Genomic DNA, 16,541 nt, shown 5'->3' with positions numbered 1-16,541 from the left:
CGGTGGAGCTGCATGACAAAGTCATCGGGCATTATCTGAACATAAAACACTATCAATAAGTTGGAGTCATTACCTGCAAGTTAGAGTAGCCAATACCAAAATCATCAATTGCCACTTCGTAACCGGCCTGGCGGAAAGCCAGAATAATCGGCGTCATTTTGTCGACATCAAGAAATGCATGTTCAGTCACTTCAAATTTAATTTGCTGTGGACGCACCGCGTATTGCTCTGTTTTCTGATTGATTCGCGCTATCAACCGTGACGTATGAAAATCGGAGGCCGACAGATTAATAGAAACATAGCGATCAGCATGTGTTGCAAGGTACGCGCCCAGATCGCGGAAGACATTATCAATAATATAATCAGTTACCTGTTCTATCATCCCCTCCTTTTCTGCCAGCGGAATAAACTCTGCCGGATTCATAACTTGCCCCTGCTCACCAGGCCAACGTAATAACGCTTCAGCACCGATACATTTTTCTGTTTTGATATCGATTATTGGCTGGTAATAAAGACAAAGTTGATGTTTTTCTAGGGCGCGTTGCAATTTGCGTTTGGGAGACAAATAGTTTTGTCGAATACGTAGCCAGAGTAATAGCAGAACAAGACTCCCCAAAATACCGGCGGGTAACGCAAAAATAAGATGATTATAAAAATGGGCTATAAGACGTTGATATGAAGTCGCAACAATGGCTGCAATTGGGCGTTTTGTCGAATAAACTGTCGCATATAAATAGCCATTTCTTTGTACGGTTAAATCCTTCAAATGAATCAGCGGAGAAAACGTTGCTGCCGAGGCCTCGTTGCTTAACGAGAAAAAGGTTTTCGTCACCGTATCATACACACCCCATTGCAATGTCGGGTCATCAGACATCACTTCACTCCAGAAGAGAGGGTTGATAACCGCCACATAATTTCCCCGCTGCATATAGGTCATTTTATAGCCAGAGAAAAAAGGCGTATCGCGGTAATAATAGATAGAAACGTTAGGGTCACGCTCATAATCGGCCGGTGCAATCGTATAGCCGTTTACAGGCGCTATCAGCGATGAGCATAAAAAATGGTTATCACGGGCATAGATCAATTCATTAATATAAAGATAGCCACGAATAATATTTAACATTCGCTTTTGATGGGCTGGAGAGCAAACTTGCCCCTGATAGCGTTCTGCTGCATCGCTCACTAAATCTGCCTGGCGAATGACCAGCTCGGATTTATCCAGTGCCAGTTGAGCAAAGGTTCGGAGCTGATTATTCACTTCTGATTTTGCCCAAAGGAAGGCAATCCATAGCGACAGAATGATGGGAAAGAGAACTAAAAAGATAATGCCCGGCAACGCCAGTAATTGGTGTCGTGCACGATGACTCATTGCTATCAATTTCCTGCCTGTTTATACCCGGCCATTGCAAGGTGAAACCCTGGCTACCGACGTCTTTAGATAAATCTTACGGTATAAATAGCACTTTTGCCTGATTTGAAATTGATACCTTTTTAATCGTCACCTGGATGAAAATAATTCATTGATATTCAAAATTAATTTTCTACAGGAATACAGAGGCGGCGGGAAGATATACCCTTAATGCCACTGAAAAACCACATAATCTGTACAGCAATAAAAGTCACGGCCTAATATGGCTAACAAACAATCAATTGTGATATAGTTCACAAAATTAATGAAACAAACAGAGTGTTTCATTTTTGTGTTCTGCAAGCCCCGCGATAGCCAGAGTGTACCACGCCTCCCGTGAACAACGCCGCGCTGTCCAGGGCATCGGCTCTTTTCAGAGGAATTGTTTGATGGCTACCCTCACCACTGGCATGGTTCTTCTTCGCTGGCAACTTCTTAGTGCCGTAATGATGTTTCTGGCCAGCACACTCAACATCCGTTTTCGTCGGTCTGATTATGTCGGGCTTGCAGTGATCAGCAGCGGTCTGGGCGTGGTTTCCGCCTGCTGGTTCGCAATGGGGTTGCTTGGCATCACAATGGCGGACATCACCGCCATCTGGCACAACATCGAGTCGGTGATGATAGAAGAGATGAATCAGACACCGCCACAGTGGCCAATGATTTTGACCTGATACGTAGAAGCCTCCATAACGGAGGCTTCTTTTTTATGGCTGGCAGATGCTTTAATCATCCACCTTAAAACAATATAACCTATTGTTTTAATGACAAATCAGAACGGAATATCGTCATCAAAGTCCATCGGCGGCTCGTTAGACGGCGCTGCCGGAGCGGACTGCTGCGGGCGAGACTGCGCGCCGCCGCTGAACTGATTGCCACCCTGCGGCTGCTGAGGCTGACCCCAACCGCCCTGCGGCTGACCGCCACCGATATTACCACCTGCCGGAGCGCCACCACCCTGACGACCACCCAGCATCTGCATGGTGCCGCCAACGTTCACCACGACTTCTGTGGTGTAGCGATCCTGGCCGGATTGATCGGTCCATTTGCGGGTACGCAGCTGACCTTCGATATAAACCTGAGAACCTTTACGCAGATATTCGCTGGCCACTTCTGCCAGTTTGCCGAACAGCACAACGCGGTGCCATTCAGTCTGCTCTTTCATCTCGCCGGTCGCTTTATCACGCCAGGATTCGGAAGTAGCCAGCGTAATGTTGGCAACTGCGCCACCATTTGGCATGTAGCGTACTTCCGGGTCCTGACCCAGATTACCAACGAGAATAACCTTGTTTACGCCTCTGCTGGCCATGTTCGTGTCTCCTGAAAAAAAATCGTTCTGAATAAGTGTAAACGCGCGATTGTACCATTACCAATAGCGCTTTTACTATGTTGTGACCTCGGTTCCGGGAAACAAACCTGGCCAGACATTGTTACACAACACTCCGGGTAATGCATTCCAATACTGTATATTCATTCAGGTCAATTTGTGTCATAATTAACCGTTTGTGATCGCCGGTAGCACCATGCCACCGGGCAAAAAAGCGTTTAATCCGGGAAAGGTGAATGGATAAGATCGAAGTTCGGGGCGCCCGCACCCATAATCTCAAAAACATCAACCTCGTTATCCCCCGCGACAAGCTCATTGTCGTGACCGGGCTTTCGGGTTCTGGCAAATCCTCGCTCGCTTTCGACACCTTATATGCCGAAGGGCAGCGCCGTTACGTTGAATCCCTTTCCGCCTACGCGCGGCAGTTTCTGTCACTGATGGAAAAGCCGGACGTCGATCATATTGAGGGGCTTTCTCCTGCCATCTCAATTGAGCAGAAATCGACGTCTCATAACCCGCGTTCTACGGTGGGGACAATCACCGAAATCCACGACTATTTGCGTTTGTTGTTCGCCCGCGTCGGCGAACCGCGTTGCCCGGACCACGACGTCCCGCTGGCGGCGCAAACCGTCAGCCAGATGGTGGATAACGTGCTGTCGCAGCCGGAAGGCAAGCGTCTGATGCTGCTCGCGCCAATCATTAAAGAGCGCAAAGGCGAACACACCAAAACGCTGGAGAACCTGGCAAGCCAGGGTTACATCCGTGCTCGTATTGATGGCGAAGTCTGCGATCTTTCCGATCCGCCGAAACTGGAACTGCAAAAGAAACACACTATTGAAGTGGTGGTTGATCGCTTCAAGGTGCGTGACGATCTTACCCAACGTCTTGCCGAGTCGTTTGAAACCGCGCTGGAGCTTTCCGGTGGTACCGCGGTAGTGGCGGATATGGACGACCCGAAAGCGGAAGAGCTGCTGTTTTCCGCCAACTTCGCCTGCCCAATTTGCGGCTACAGTATGCGTGAACTGGAGCCGCGACTGTTTTCGTTTAACAACCCGGCAGGTGCCTGCCCGACCTGTGACGGCCTCGGCGTACAGCAATATTTCGATCCTGACCGCGTGATCCAGAATCCGGAACTGTCGCTGGCAGGTGGTGCGATCCGTGGCTGGGATCGCCGCAACTTCTATTATTTTCAGATGCTGAAATCGCTGGCAGATCACTATAAGTTCGACGTCGAAGCGCCGTGGGGCAGCCTGAGCGCGAACGTGCATAAAGTGGTGTTGTACGGTTCTGGCAAAGAAAACATTGAATTCAAATACATGAACGATCGTGGCGATACCTCCATTCGTCGTCATCCGTTCGAAGGCGTGCTGCACAATATGGAGCGCCGTTATAAAGAGACGGAGTCCAGCGCGGTACGCGAAGAATTAGCCAAGTTTATCAGTAATCGTCCGTGTGCCAGCTGCGAAGGGACGCGTCTGCGTCGGGAAGCGCGCCACGTGTATGTCGAGAATACGCCGCTGCCCGCCATCTCCGACATGAGCATTGGTCATGCGATGGAATTCTTCAACAATCTCAAACTCGCAGGTCAGCGGGCGAAGATTGCGGAAAAAATTCTTAAAGAGATCGGCGATCGTTTGAAATTCCTCGTTAACGTCGGCCTGAATTACCTGACACTTTCCCGCTCGGCAGAAACGCTTTCTGGCGGTGAAGCCCAGCGTATTCGTCTGGCGAGCCAGATTGGTGCGGGCCTGGTTGGTGTTATGTATGTACTGGACGAGCCGTCTATCGGCCTGCACCAGCGCGATAACGAGCGCTTGTTGGGTACACTTATCCATCTGCGCGATCTCGGTAATACCGTGATTGTGGTGGAGCACGACGAAGACGCGATTCGCGCCGCTGATCATGTGATCGATATCGGTCCTGGTGCAGGTGTACATGGCGGTGAAGTGGTCGCGGAAGGTCCGCTGGAAGCGATTATGGCGGTGCCGGAGTCGTTGACCGGACAGTACATGAGCGGTAAACGCAAGATTGAAGTGCCGAAGAAACGCGTTCCGGCGAATCCGGAAAAAGTACTTAAGCTGACTGGCGCACGCGGCAACAACCTGAAAGACGTGACGCTAACGCTGCCAGTCGGTCTGTTTACCTGCATCACAGGGGTTTCAGGTTCCGGTAAATCGACGCTGATTAACGACACACTGTTCCCGATTGCCCAACGCCAGTTGAATGGTGCGACCATCGCCGAACCGGCACCGTATCGCGATATTCAGGGACTGGAGCATTTCGACAAAGTAATCGATATCGACCAAAGCCCAATTGGTCGTACTCCGCGTTCTAACCCGGCGACCTATACCGGCGTGTTTACGCCTGTGCGCGAACTGTTTGCGGGCGTACCGGAATCCCGTGCGCGTGGTTATACGCCAGGACGTTTCAGCTTTAACGTCCGTGGCGGACGCTGCGAGGCCTGTCAGGGCGATGGCGTGATCAAAGTGGAGATGCACTTCCTGCCGGACATTTACGTGCCGTGCGACCAGTGCAAAGGTAAACGCTATAACCGTGAAACGCTGGAGATTAAGTACAAAGGCAAAACCATCCACGAAGTGCTGGATATGACCATCGAAGAGGCGCGTGAGTTCTTTGATGCGGTGCCAGCTCTGGCGCGTAAGCTGCAAACGTTGATGGACGTTGGTCTGACGTACATTCGCCTGGGGCAGTCCGCAACCACACTTTCTGGTGGTGAAGCCCAGCGCGTGAAGCTGGCGCGTGAGCTGTCAAAACGCGGCACCGGGCAGACGCTGTATATTCTCGACGAGCCGACCACCGGTCTGCACTTCGCCGATATTCAGCAACTGCTCGACGTACTGCATAAACTGCGCGATCAGGGCAACACCATTGTGGTGATTGAGCACAATCTCGACGTGATCAAAACCGCTGACTGGATTGTCGACCTGGGACCAGAAGGCGGCAGTGGCGGCGGCGAAATCCTCGTCTCCGGTACGCCAGAAACCGTCGCGGAGTGCGAAGCTTCGCATACGGCACGCTTCCTCAAGCCGATGCTGTAATCGTTAAGGCCGCTTTCCGAGCGGCCTTTTCCTTTCAGAGTTGCACCAGCAATTTACGTTTTTCTTCCGGCAGTAAATTCACCGCCTGCTGATAAGACGCATCCACCAGATAATAGATTTGCGAATCTGGCAGCGAACCGTCGAGATACACGGTGCTCCAGTGCGCTTTATTCAGATGGCGGCTTGGACGCACATCGCTGTGCTGCTGACGTAGCAGCTCCGCCAGCTCCGGGCTGGTTTTCAGCGAAACAGCTGGGCGATTTTCTACTTCTTTCACCATCGCAAACAGTACATCTTCCACTTTGATCTGCGTCGCTTTCCAGTCGTTATGCACGCTCTGTTCTGCGCCTGGTTTTGCCATGCAATATTGTAGCAACTCCGAAATGGTCATTTTTTACTCCCCTTGTAGTGTCGCGATGATGCGACGCGATCCGCCGTGGATGCGATGTTCCCCCAGCCAAATGCCTTGCCAGGTGCCGGTCTGAATACGCCCTTTATGCACCGGCAATACAAGCGATGTTCCCAGCATTGAGGATTTGATATGAGAAGGCATATCGTCTGCTCCCTCATAGTCATGCTCATAATTTCCGTTGTCGGGAACGGTGCGGAGGAAAAAACGCTCCATGTCGTGGCGTACGGTGGGATCGCAGTTCTCATTAAGTGTCAGAGAGGCGGAGGTATGTTGCAGCAACAGATGCAGTAAGCCGATGTTAACGCGCGGCATATCAGCCAGCTGATTCAGAATTTCATCCGTTACCAGATGAAACCCACGAGATTTGGCGCTAAGCGTGAGCGTCTTTTGATACCACATGTGCTGCTCCTTGATAAAACTCTCTTAATCAGTTTGCAGCAAGACAGCGAAAGGATAAAGGTGTGATTAAAAAAACAGCATTCGGGAGAGCATCACGCTCTCCCGCTCTGTCAGTATTCTGAATTGACGATCACCTCTTCACCAAACGCACCCGCTTGTGGCAAGGGTTTGTAGGTAGAGTTGGAGGCGCGCAGAATGCGGATACCACGAGCGCCGACATCGCGTGCAGCGGTAATATCGTTATCGGAATCGCCATAAAAAATTCGGATATTTTTATCCTGCAGCTATTGCGATTTTGTATTTTGCCCTGGTTTATCGCCCGCAAAGATTACCGGATTCATGCTGGTGGCAGGAATATGAAAATTATCCGCCAGCGTTTTTGAAACCGTTTCTGTTTTCGTCGGGCTACGACCAGTCACAAAGAAGATCGCGTCACCGCGGCGTACATGCATATCAATCAGCTGGCGAGCGACCTCTTTTGGAATGCTGAATTCATCCCAGCCATTGTTCATTTTTTCCCAGAACACAGGATTTTTCAGATAATCTTCGCTTTCTGGCGAGAAGGTTTTTTTGCCGCGCCAGAAGCCCGGACTGGAAAAAAGTACCGTGTCATCGATATCAAACCCCACCGCCATTGGCGGGCGCCCTGCGAGGCTATTTTCAATTTGTGCGACCGAAACCCAATGAATTGGTGCCTGTTCAGCAAGCCTGGCAACGTTAGTACCAGGGTTAAGCGGTGAAGGAGATGAGGCCAGGGCAACAGCGGAACTGTTTAGAGCGAACAATAAGCAAACGGCACTGATTGCCTGTGTGATCTTGCGCATATTTTTCCCTAAATAGTCAGTATGTTGAAACTTTTTATTGTGAGATTTGTTGCAAAAACCATCTGACCATAACGCCAGCTGCAGGGGAAAGGAAGGATTATCTGCGGTTTTTGTGATGAAAAGCAGGATGATTATATTTAACCCAGTAAATACGTTCCTGTCGTTTTTTTGTAAAAAAATGGTTATTGCTCGATGTAAGAATACATTAATATTTCGTTTATTATGATGAATCCTCTGCAAATGAGCGAAATTTGATAGAACATTTATCTGCTGTACGATTTAATGAACTTAATGATACAGCATTACAAAAACAATCGAAGTTTATAAAGATGATTTCTGATTGACCAGAACCCTACCCTACAATGGTGACTAATTTTATTACTCCCGATGGAGATGATGATATGAATATATCATATGTGAACAACAACAAAATGACATCTTTACCTGTTGAGCTAGATGCACTAAATAACAAAGATATCTCTTATGCCATAGATCTTTTTTTATATATAGAAACACAGTTAAAAATTGCAAAAGATTTTTGTAGACCTGGAGAAGAAGTATCAAGTTCTATTGCAAGTACAGTTTTTCACGCATTTATTGATTTAGTTAACAAAATCAGGGGTAAGAAAGATTTTATGTATATTTGCACGCTTTGCTGTTTTGCCGAGGAGGTTAAAGGTGATTATTCTCATTACAGGACCTTTTTATTTGATATTGGTAATCAATATAAGGTTAAACTTACACAAAGCGGAAAAAAAGAGTTCTCTTTAACTTTAGAATTTAACGATACTATAATTGAATCTCAGAAAGTCACAGGCAATAAGGCAAAGCATATTCTTGAGGATATAGAAAAATTCTATCGTAACAAACCCGATACTTATTATTAAATTTAATAATGGTTAGATGTGCAGAAATTATTACTCCACACAAAAAAACAGGATAAGGAATTCCAGATAATTGGGATAAGCTTAACAATAAAAGAACTAACAACGTTTATTATCTCTTACGTAGAACGATGGCATCAAAAAAATCATCTATAAAGAAAGAGTGAAAGCGACGACAGTTTAATTTCACTGCAGGCTGGGTAACTCCAGCCTGCTTTCCTGCATTACATCACCGCAGCAAACGCCTTTGCCACACGTTGTACATTTGCCGTATTTAACCCGGCGACACACATGCGACCGCTGGCGATGAGATAAACACCAAACTCCTCACGTAGTCGGTCAACCTGAGCGGCACTTAAACCGGTATAACTGAACATGCCGCGCTGATTAAGCAGATAATCGAAATTGCGTTCTGGCATCTCTGTGCTCAATACCTTCACCAGTTCCTGACGCATTGCCAGAATGCGAGTACGCATCTCTTCTACTTCCGCCAGCCAGCTGGCTTTCAATGCCTCGTCATTCAGCACTGCAGCCACCACCTGCGCACCAAAATTCGGCGGGCTGGAGTAGTTGCGGCGAACTGTTGCTTTCAATTGCCCCAGTACGCGGCCAGCGGCTTCGGCATCTTCACACAGAACAGAAAGTCCGCCGACGCGCTCGCCGTAAAGGGAGAAAATTTTCGAGAACGAAATGCTCACCAGAGCGGGTAATCCAGCGCTGGCAATGGCGCGAATGGCGTAGGCATCCTCTTCCATACCGGCACCAAATCCTTGATAGGCAATATCAAGGAATGGGATAAGCTCGCGGGCTTTGAGAATTTCAATCACCGCATCCCACTGATCATTAGTGAGATCGGCACCCGTTGGATTGTGGCAACATGGATGCAGCAACACAATACTGCGGGCAGGTAATGTTTTCAGCGTCGCCAACAGGTCATTAAAGCGCACGCCGTTAGTCGCTTCGTCATACCAGGGGTAAGTACTCACTTCGAATCCAGCCCCGGCGAATATTGCTACGTGGTTTTCCCAGGTAGGATCGCTGACCCAGACGCCTGATTCCGGAAAGTAGCGTTTCAGGAAATCCGCGCCCACTTTCAATGCCCCTGAGCCGCCAAGGGTTTGAATGGTTGCTACGCGCTGTTGTTGCAGTACCGGATGGTCGGCACCAAACAGCAGCGGCGCAATGGCATGGCGATAGCTGTTAAGCCCTTCCATCGGTAAATAAAGCGAAGCGCCATGAGGCACCGCATTCAGGCGCGCTTCTGCATCAGCCACGGCTTTCAATTGTGGAATAATTCCGTCTTCGTTGTAGTACAGACCGATACTTAAATTCACTTTGTCGCTGCGAGGGTCTTCTTTAAAACGCTCCATAAGCGTAAGAATCGGGTCGCCAGCGTAGGCGTCAACTTTTTGAAACACGCGATGGTTCTCCAGGTTTACGGGCAGGTGGTTAAAACACAATAAACCGGAAGAAGGCGAAGATCGAGTGGATGTTCAGGGGCGACCGGCAATTAGCAACAGAGTGAGACTCATGACAAACGTACATCCGCCAGAGGCACGACCTTTATAAGAGCATGAAAGAATATCAACTTATTGAATTGGTAGGATTTTATTGGCCGGATAAGGCATTCACGCCGCATCCGGCACAGACAATCAAATATTACAGAACGATTAATCCACGTATTTCATCGCGACCCTTGAAGTCAGGCGCGTAATAAGTTCGTAAGCGCTTACTTTCGTCATTTCAGCGATACGTTCTACGGGCAAACCTTCACCCCACAAAATGACCGGGTCCCCGGCTTTATCCTGTGCCTGTGGACCTAAGTCTACGCAGATCATATCCATCGCGACTCGCCCGACAATCGGCACTTCGCGACCGTTCACCAGCACTGGCGTACCGGACGGCGCGGCGCGCGGATAACCATCGCCATAGCCCATCGCAACTACACCAAGACGAGTATCACGTTCGCTTATCCAGGTTCCACCATAACCGACAGGCTCTCCGACTTTATGCTCACGCACGGCAATCAGGCTGGAGGTTAGTGACATCACTGGCTGACAGCCAAAATCGGCACCGGTGGAGCGATCTTCCAGCGGCGAGACGCCATAAAGAATGATGCCCGGGCGCACCCAGTCAAAATGCGACTGTGGCCACAGCAGAATACCACCCGACGCGGCAATGGAACGTTGACCTGGTTTGCCTTCGCAAAAGGTATTAAAGATAGCGAGTTGTTTCTCGGTTGCGCCACATTTTGGTTCATCCGCGCGCGCAAAATGGCTGACGATATTCACCGGCTGACGAACGTTTTTGCACTGGGTCAGGCGATGATAAAACGCCTCAGCCTGTTCCGGCCTTACGCCCAGACGGTGCATACCGGTATCGAGTTTCATCCAGACGGTAACCGGCTCTTCCAGATGCGCCTCTTCCAGCGCAGCCAGCTGTTCTTCGTTATGTACGGCGGTATGAAAATGTTGCGCAGAAATCGTCGGCAGATCTCTGGCATCAAAAAAGCCTTCGAGTAACAGTACAGGTTTGGTGATTCCCCCCGCACGCAGTCGCAGAGCTTCTTCGAGACGGGCTACGCCAAAGGCGTCAGCATCGGGGAGCGTTCGCGCGGTCTCAAGAAGACCGTGACCATAAGCGTTCGCTTTCACCACCGCAACCATTTTACTGGCAGGTGCCAGTTCACGAAGACGTTGCAGGTTGTGTCGCAGAGCGCGGCGGTTAATCACAACAGTTGCCGCTTGCATTTGTGTTCCTTGATAAGTGTTTGCTTTAATTACCTAATTCATAAAATAATTATTATTCGTCGTCGTACTGCGGCCCCGCATAGTTGTCGAAGCGCGACCATTGACCGTTAAAGGTCAGGCGTACCGTCCCGATTGGGCCGTTACGTTGTTTACCGATAATAATTTCCGCGATGCCTTTTAAATCACTGTTTTCGTGATACACCTCATCACGATAGATAAACATGATCAAGTCCGCATCCTGCTCGATAGAGCCAGATTCACGCAGGTCGGAGTTGACCGGGCGTTTGTCGGCACGTTGTTCCAGAGAACGGTTCAACTGGGACAGCGCCACCACCGGCACGTTCAGTTCTTTCGCCAGTGCTTTCAGCGAGCGGGAGATTTCTGCAATTTCCAGCGTACGGTTATCGGAAAGCGCCGGTACGCGCATCAGTTGCAGGTAGTCGATCATGATAAGCCCGATGCCGCCGTGTTCACGGGCAATACGGCGTGCGCGGGAACGCACTTCCGTTGGCGTCAAGCCGGAGGAGTCATCGATATAGATATTGCGTTTTTCGAGCAAAATACCCATGGTGCCGGAAATGCGCGCCCAGTCTTCATCATCGAGCTGCCCGGTACGGATTTTAGTCTGGTCAACGCGCGACAGCGACGCCAGAGAACGCATCATGATCTGTTCTGATGGCATCTCCAGCGAGAAGATAAGTACCGGTTTATCCTGCAACATCGCCGCGTTTTCGACGAGGTTCATCGCAAATGTTGTTTTACCCATCGACGGACGCGCGGCGACGATGATCAAATCCGACGGCTGCAAGCCAGCGGTTTTTTTGTTGAGATCGTCATAACCGGTGTTTACCCCGGTAACGCCATCGTGTGGCTGCTGAAACAACTGCTCAATACGCGCCACGGTTGCGTCGAGCACATCGGCGATGTTCTTCGGCCCTTCGTCTTTGTTCGCACGACTTTCGGCAATTTTAAAGACGCGGGATTCAGCCAGATCCAGCAGATCTTCGCTGGTACGCCCCTGCGGATCAAAACCGGCTTCGGCAATCTCATTCGCAACCGAGATCATCTCACGGACAACGGCACGTTCACGCACGATGTCAGCATAAGCACTGATGTTCGCCGCACTTGGCGTATTTTTTGACAGCTCTGCCAGATAAGCAAAACCACCGACGCTATCGAGTTGCCCCTGGCGTTCCAGCGATTCCGCAAGGGTAATCAGATCGATAGGACTACCGCTTTCCTGCAAACGCGCCATTTCAGTAAAGATATGACGGTGTGGGCGGGTGTAAAAATCGTCTGCTACCACACGCTCGGCTACATCATCCCAGCGTTCGTTATCCAGCATTAAACCGCCCAACACCGACTGCTCCGCTTCGATCGAGTGCGGAGGCACTTTCAGCCCGGCAACTTGTGGATCGCGTTCGCGGGGTTCAGCCTGCTGTTTGTTGAAGGGTTTATTTCCTGCCATAGTGAATGGAGTTACCGAGATAAAGAATGGGTCGAAACTTTACCATATGAAGCAGACCCTGACGATACGTTCTGGAGGACACATGGCAACACGAATTGAATTTCACAAGCACGGTGGCCCGGAAGTACTTCAAGCCGTAGAGTTCACTCCTGCCGATCCGGCGGAGAATGAAATCCAGGTCGAAAATAAAGCCATCGGCATCAATTTTATCGACACGTATATCCGCAGCGGCCTTTACCCGCCGCCATCACTACCCAGCGGATTAGGTACCGAAGCGGCAGGCATCGTGAGTAAAGTCGGCAGTGGTGTAAAGCATATTAAGGCTGGCGATCGTGTAGTCTATGCGCAGTCGGCGTTAGGCGCTTACAGCTCTGTGCATAACATTAATGCGGATAAAGCGGCGATTCTGCCTGCGGCAATTTCTTTTGAGCAAGCTGCAGCAGCTTTCCTGAAAGGCTTAACGGTTTATTATCTGCTGCGCAAAACCTATGAAATTAAACCCGATGAACAGTTCCTGTTCCACGCAGCAGCTGGCGGCGTTGGCTTGATTGCCTGCCAGTGGGCAAAAGCCCTGGGCGCGAAACTTATCGGCACCGTAGGAACCGCGCAAAAAGCGCAGAGCGCGCTAAAAGCCGGCGCGTGGCAGGTTATTAACTATCGCGAAGAGAATCTGGTCGAGCGATTGAAAGAGATCACCGGCGGTAAGAAAGTGCGCGTAGTGTACGATTCCGTGGGCAGAGACACCTGGGAACGGTCGCTGGATTGCCTGCAACGCCGCGGCTTAATGGTGAGTTTTGGCAACTCATCAGGCGCGGTTACCGGTGTGAACTTAGGCATTCTCAATCAGAAAGGCTCGTTGTATGTGACACGCCCTTCCCTGCAAGGCTATATCACCACGCGGGAGGAATTAACCGAGGCCAGTAATGAACTGTTCTCTTTGATTGCCAGCGGTGTGATTAAGGTCGATGTCGCCGAGCAGCAGAAATATCCGCTGAAGGATGCGCAGCGTGCGCATGAGATTCTGGAAAGCCGCGCGACGCAAGGTTCCAGCCTGTTGATTCCATAAAAGAAATAGGGCTTCCACCTGGGAAGCCCTTTCTTTTTATAGTTCGGCTGTATGTAGGGTACAGCACGATGAATCTGTTAGAGGCGCAATAGTGACAGATTTGATTATCAATTCCTATTTTGTTCTAAGGATAAAACCTTAGGTTGTGATCATCCGCACAATCCCTTAGTAACGCCAGCGGTCATAACGCTGATATTTCGGCACTTTTGGTGCTTTAATCGCCTTAATAACCCACACCACCGCAATCGCCAGGAGTAACCACGGCAGCAACTTAATCATCAATGCCAGCATACCGCCGAGGAACATAATGGCCGTCGCCACAACCAGCGCGGCGATAATGCCCAGCAACGAAACGCCGGTGACCATCAACATGACAAAAAAGCCAATCACAAAAAGTAGTTCCAGCATGATGCTCTCCCAAATATGAAATCTCTTGCAGGCATTACAAGAATCATGCCAAAAATAATCTATTGATTTAACAGCAAAACGCCCCGCGACGGTGCGCAGGGCGTGGTGAATTTGACTACTTTTTGGTGAAAAGTTAACGCTTATCCGCCACCAGTTTGAGCGCGTGTTCCAGCACGTTAATGTCAGCACCCGCTTTATGGGCATTTTCACTTAAATAACGCCGCCACTGCCGCGCGCCAGGAATACCCTGGAACAAGCCCAGCATATGCCGGGTAATATGGCCGAGATACGTCCCCTGGCTGAGTTCACGCTCAATGTACGGATACATGGCGCGCACTACCGCCACCGGATCGGCATCGGTATCCGAGGAACCAAAGATCTCCCGGTCTACCGCCGCCAGAATACCCGGATTCTGATACGCCTCGCGCCCGACCATCACGCCATCCATATGTTGCAAATGCGCTTTAGCTTCTTCCAGCGACTTGATGCCACCGTTAATCGACATCGTCAGATGCGGAAAGTCACGCTTCAGTTGATACACACGCGGATAATCGAGCGGCGGGATTTCACGGTTTTCTTTCGGGCTTAACCCCGAAAGCCAGGCTTTACGTGCGTGGATGATGAACATCTCACACTCGCCTTTGCCGGAAACGGTGTTGATGAAATTGCAGAGAAATTCATAGCTGTCCTGGTCATCGATGCCAATACGCGTTTTCACCGTCACCGGAATCGACACCACATCGCGCATCGCTTTCACGCAGTCGGCAACCAGCTGCGCATTACCCATCAGACACGCACCAAACATGCCGTTCTGCACCCGGTCAGACGGGCAGCCGACATTCAGGTTGATCTCATCATATCCGCGCGCTTCTGCCAGCTTCGCACACTGCGCCAGCGCCGCCGGATCGCTACCGCCGAGTTGCAACGCTACCGGATGTTCTTCTTCACTGTACGCCAGGTAATCACCTTTACCGTGAATAATCGCCCCTGTGGTCACCATTTCGGTATACAGCAGCGTATTGCGGGAAAGCAGACGCAAGAAATAGCGGCAATGTCTGTCCGTCCAGTCGAGCATTGGTGCAACGCTAAACCGACCACTCCAGTGAACGTCAGTTTTTTCAGGCATTGCGCTGGTTTGGTTGATTTTTTGCATTTCAGAATTACCGTGCATTTTCAAATGTAGAGATTATTTTATCGATATATCATGGAGTTATGTTATTCAGCATCACTGTTCAGGAGGCTCAATAACGGGGTACTATACCATAACAACAGGAAGCGCCTGTCTCATTGCAAAAGAAAAATGAGATCCTCTCAAGGCATGAAGCTCTCACGAAGTGAAGATCTAATCTTATTAGATGTTAGCGTTGTGAAAAGCAATGATAAACAATACAGATTCGACGATAAATAAAAATCACACATTAAACTCCGGTGATATCTCTCCCTGCTAATAGCACTGATAGAGAAAAAAGAACCCAATAAGCATTGGGTTCTTTTATGTAATACCTTTCATACCATCGAAGAACTTCACATATTATTTCTCCGATTTAACCCCGAATAAATCATAAATTAATTTAGAAGTACCTGTATATATTTTATATCTTTTCCTTTGAGTTTGGGTCAAACGACTTAGCAAAGTCAATTAATTTCGGTGCAGCATCTCGCATTTTGCTTAAAATATCAGGGGCGAGCGTTCCTTCATTCACCAGATGTGACATCTTATCCAGATAGCCATCAAAATTCATTTCTCCCCCATCTGCCAGACGCTTCATTTCTCCCAGGTACTTCTTCATATCACGTTGAGATAACTCTTCAAACTGAGCTGTCAGATAGTTCCCATTATGATCATTAATATTCACTTTTTCTGCTCCTGCTAAATCTGTGTAGGCACTAGAGTATGAAAGTGAAATCAACAGCGAAGCGAATAATTTTAAGCTGTTGTCATCATATTTCTGACATGCATTAACAAACGTTAAAAAACCAGAATCTATTGCTTGCAAATGTATATTCGCTAAAGGTTCATTATCTTTAGATTCCTCATAAAATAGCTGAACCGTGGAGGGAAGGCCATTCTTGGTTTCTACATCAAAAGTATATCGTTCTATGGGCGTTGCATCTTTATTACCCTCAGTATTACATATACTATTAACCGCGAAATGAAAAATAGCCCGGTCAACAACTGATGCAATAAAGTCACGATCGTTTAAATCCTCATCAGTGCAATCGTCAATATACTTATTGACCCACACTTTGAGATTAGTTATTTGCTCAATTAAAAACACATTTTTTTTACGTGCATGCCATAAATTATGAGTGATTCTTTGAATAAACAAATCTATTTTTGCAATAATTATATCCCGATGACGCAGCGCTGAATAATCAATAGACTTACCATATATATTATTTAATTTATCTTTGATTGTACCTCTATTATCTAATTTATCGTTGGTTGCATCTATATTATCTAATTTATCTTTGGTTGCATCTTTATTATCGAATTGATTTGAATTGAGTGTTTTATTAAAGTATCCAGTTGCACCGG

Annotated in this window: 12 protein-coding genes and 4 pseudogenes; 5 read left to right on the top strand and 11 right to left on the bottom strand. The window is 48.8% G+C overall.

The window, feature by feature from the left end; translation table 11 throughout:
- Nucleotides 1-2: 2 nt before the first annotated feature.
- The gene (locus OQV04_RS25185; protein ID WP_003032489.1) at nucleotides 3-59 is read left to right on the top strand and encodes an IS1 family transposase; all 57 of its coding nucleotides are present in this window, start codon (nucleotides 3-5) and stop codon (nucleotides 57-59) included.
- 17 nt (nucleotides 60-76) lie between these two features.
- Here OQV04_RS25185 and pdeC read toward each other — a convergent pair.
- A pseudogene (gene pdeC, locus OQV04_RS19785) lies at nucleotides 77-1,369 on the bottom strand (c-di-GMP phosphodiesterase PdeC); the annotation flags it as partial.
- A 428-nt stretch (nucleotides 1,370-1,797) separates the two neighbouring features.
- Between pdeC and OQV04_RS19780 the strand changes: the two are divergent.
- The gene (locus tag OQV04_RS19780; RefSeq protein WP_001362074.1) at nucleotides 1,798-2,079 is read left to right on the top strand and encodes a YjcB family protein; all 282 of its coding nucleotides are present in this window, start codon (nucleotides 1,798-1,800) and stop codon (nucleotides 2,077-2,079) included.
- A 98-nt stretch (nucleotides 2,080-2,177) separates the two neighbouring features.
- Here OQV04_RS19780 and ssb1 read toward each other — a convergent pair whose 3' ends face one another.
- Complete coding sequence (gene ssb1 / locus OQV04_RS19775; RefSeq protein WP_000168305.1) at nucleotides 2,178-2,714, bottom strand: single-stranded DNA-binding protein SSB1; 537 nt, start codon at nucleotides 2,712-2,714, stop codon at nucleotides 2,178-2,180.
- A 254-nt stretch (nucleotides 2,715-2,968) separates the two neighbouring features.
- Between ssb1 and uvrA the strand changes: the two genes are divergently transcribed.
- Entirely contained in the window at nucleotides 2,969-5,791 is a 2,823-nt protein-coding gene (uvrA, locus tag OQV04_RS19770; protein WP_000357740.1) for an excinuclease ABC subunit UvrA, read from the top strand.
- A 34-nt stretch (nucleotides 5,792-5,825) separates the two neighbouring features.
- On the opposite strand, the gene OQV04_RS19765 is transcribed toward uvrA, so the two are convergent.
- From OQV04_RS19765 to aphA, 3 genes and pseudogenes are all read right to left on the bottom strand, one after another.
- The gene (locus OQV04_RS19765) at nucleotides 5,826-6,182 is read right to left on the bottom strand and encodes an MmcQ/YjbR family DNA-binding protein (RefSeq protein WP_000155657.1); all 357 of its coding nucleotides are present in this window, start codon (nucleotides 6,180-6,182) and stop codon (nucleotides 5,826-5,828) included.
- A 3-nt stretch (nucleotides 6,183-6,185) separates the two neighbouring features.
- Nucleotides 6,186-6,602, bottom strand: a complete 417-nt coding sequence (locus OQV04_RS19760; RefSeq protein WP_000270375.1) for a secondary thiamine-phosphate synthase enzyme YjbQ — start codon at nucleotides 6,600-6,602, stop codon at nucleotides 6,186-6,188.
- A 110-nt stretch (nucleotides 6,603-6,712) separates the two neighbouring features.
- Nucleotides 6,713-7,426 (bottom strand): annotated as a pseudogene (gene aphA / locus OQV04_RS19755) (acid phosphatase AphA).
- A gap of 401 nt (nucleotides 7,427-7,827) precedes the next feature.
- Between aphA and OQV04_RS19750 the strand changes: the two are divergent.
- Nucleotides 7,828-8,032, top strand: a pseudogene (locus OQV04_RS19750) (hypothetical protein).
- Nucleotides 8,033-8,534: 502 nt separating this feature from the next.
- Here the strand turns inward: OQV04_RS19750 and tyrB are convergent.
- The 3 genes from tyrB to dnaB form a co-directional block, all read right to left on the bottom strand.
- Nucleotides 8,535-9,728, bottom strand: coding sequence for an aromatic amino acid transaminase (tyrB, locus tag OQV04_RS19745; RefSeq protein WP_332642650.1), 1,194 nt, complete (start codon nucleotides 9,726-9,728; stop codon nucleotides 8,535-8,537).
- 252 nt (nucleotides 9,729-9,980) lie between these two features.
- The gene (gene alr / locus OQV04_RS19740) at nucleotides 9,981-11,060 is read right to left on the bottom strand and encodes an alanine racemase (protein ID WP_032281991.1); all 1,080 of its coding nucleotides are present in this window, start codon (nucleotides 11,058-11,060) and stop codon (nucleotides 9,981-9,983) included.
- Nucleotides 11,061-11,112: 52 nt separating this feature from the next.
- On the bottom strand, nucleotides 11,113-12,528 hold the full coding sequence (gene dnaB, locus OQV04_RS19735; protein WP_000918363.1) for a replicative DNA helicase: 1,416 nt from the start codon (nucleotides 12,526-12,528) through the stop codon (nucleotides 11,113-11,115).
- Nucleotides 12,529-12,610: 82 nt separating this feature from the next.
- Between dnaB and OQV04_RS19730 the strand changes: the two genes are divergently transcribed.
- Nucleotides 12,611-13,594, top strand: coding sequence for a quinone oxidoreductase (locus OQV04_RS19730; protein ID WP_032281990.1), 984 nt, complete (start codon nucleotides 12,611-12,613; stop codon nucleotides 13,592-13,594).
- 165 nt (nucleotides 13,595-13,759) lie between these two features.
- Here OQV04_RS19730 and pspG read toward each other — a convergent pair whose 3' ends face one another.
- From pspG to OQV04_RS25180, 3 genes and pseudogenes are all read right to left on the bottom strand, one after another.
- On the bottom strand, nucleotides 13,760-14,002 hold the full coding sequence (gene pspG, locus OQV04_RS19725; protein WP_000891404.1) for an envelope stress response protein PspG: 243 nt from the start codon (nucleotides 14,000-14,002) through the stop codon (nucleotides 13,760-13,762).
- 133 nt (nucleotides 14,003-14,135) lie between these two features.
- Nucleotides 14,136-15,173: a tRNA dihydrouridine(20/20a) synthase DusA gene (gene dusA / locus OQV04_RS19720; RefSeq protein ID WP_001362079.1), complete on the bottom strand. Its 1,038-nt coding sequence runs from the start codon at nucleotides 15,171-15,173 to the stop codon at nucleotides 14,136-14,138.
- Between the two features lie 360 nt (nucleotides 15,174-15,533).
- A pseudogene (locus OQV04_RS25180) lies at nucleotides 15,534-16,541 on the bottom strand (DUF2713 family protein); the annotation flags it as partial.

The organism is Escherichia sp. Lx600-2 (assembly GCF_036662595.1).
Classification (GTDB): domain Bacteria; phylum Pseudomonadota; class Gammaproteobacteria; order Enterobacterales; family Enterobacteriaceae; genus Escherichia; species Escherichia coli.
This window is presented reverse-complemented; position numbering and strand designations above follow the sequence as displayed.

Excerpts from the sequence above, each read along its gene's own strand:
- OQV04_RS19760 (WP_000270375.1), bottom strand. The coding sequence starts at position 6,602 with ATGTGGTATCAAAAGACGCTCACGCTTAGCGCCAAATCTCGTGGGTTT.
- OQV04_RS19780 (WP_001362074.1), top strand. The coding sequence starts at position 1,798 with ATGGCTACCCTCACCACTGGCATGGTTCTTCTTCGCTGGCAACTTCTT.
- OQV04_RS19765 (WP_000155657.1), bottom strand. The coding sequence starts at position 6,182 with ATGACCATTTCGGAGTTGCTACAATATTGCATGGCAAAACCAGGCGCA.
- alr (WP_032281991.1), bottom strand. The coding sequence starts at position 11,060 with ATGCAAGCGGCAACTGTTGTGATTAACCGCCGCGCTCTGCGACACAAC.
- OQV04_RS19730 (WP_032281990.1), top strand. The coding sequence starts at position 12,611 with ATGGCAACACGAATTGAATTTCACAAGCACGGTGGCCCGGAAGTACTT.
- pspG (WP_000891404.1), bottom strand. The coding sequence starts at position 14,002 with ATGCTGGAACTACTTTTTGTGATTGGCTTTTTTGTCATGTTGATGGTC.
- ssb1 (WP_000168305.1), bottom strand. The coding sequence starts at position 2,714 with ATGGCCAGCAGAGGCGTAAACAAGGTTATTCTCGTTGGTAATCTGGGT.
- dnaB (WP_000918363.1), bottom strand. The coding sequence starts at position 12,528 with ATGGCAGGAAATAAACCCTTCAACAAACAGCAGGCTGAACCCCGCGAA.
- dusA (WP_001362079.1), bottom strand. The coding sequence starts at position 15,173 with ATGCACGGTAATTCTGAAATGCAAAAAATCAACCAAACCAGCGCAATG.
- uvrA (WP_000357740.1), top strand. The coding sequence starts at position 2,969 with ATGGATAAGATCGAAGTTCGGGGCGCCCGCACCCATAATCTCAAAAAC.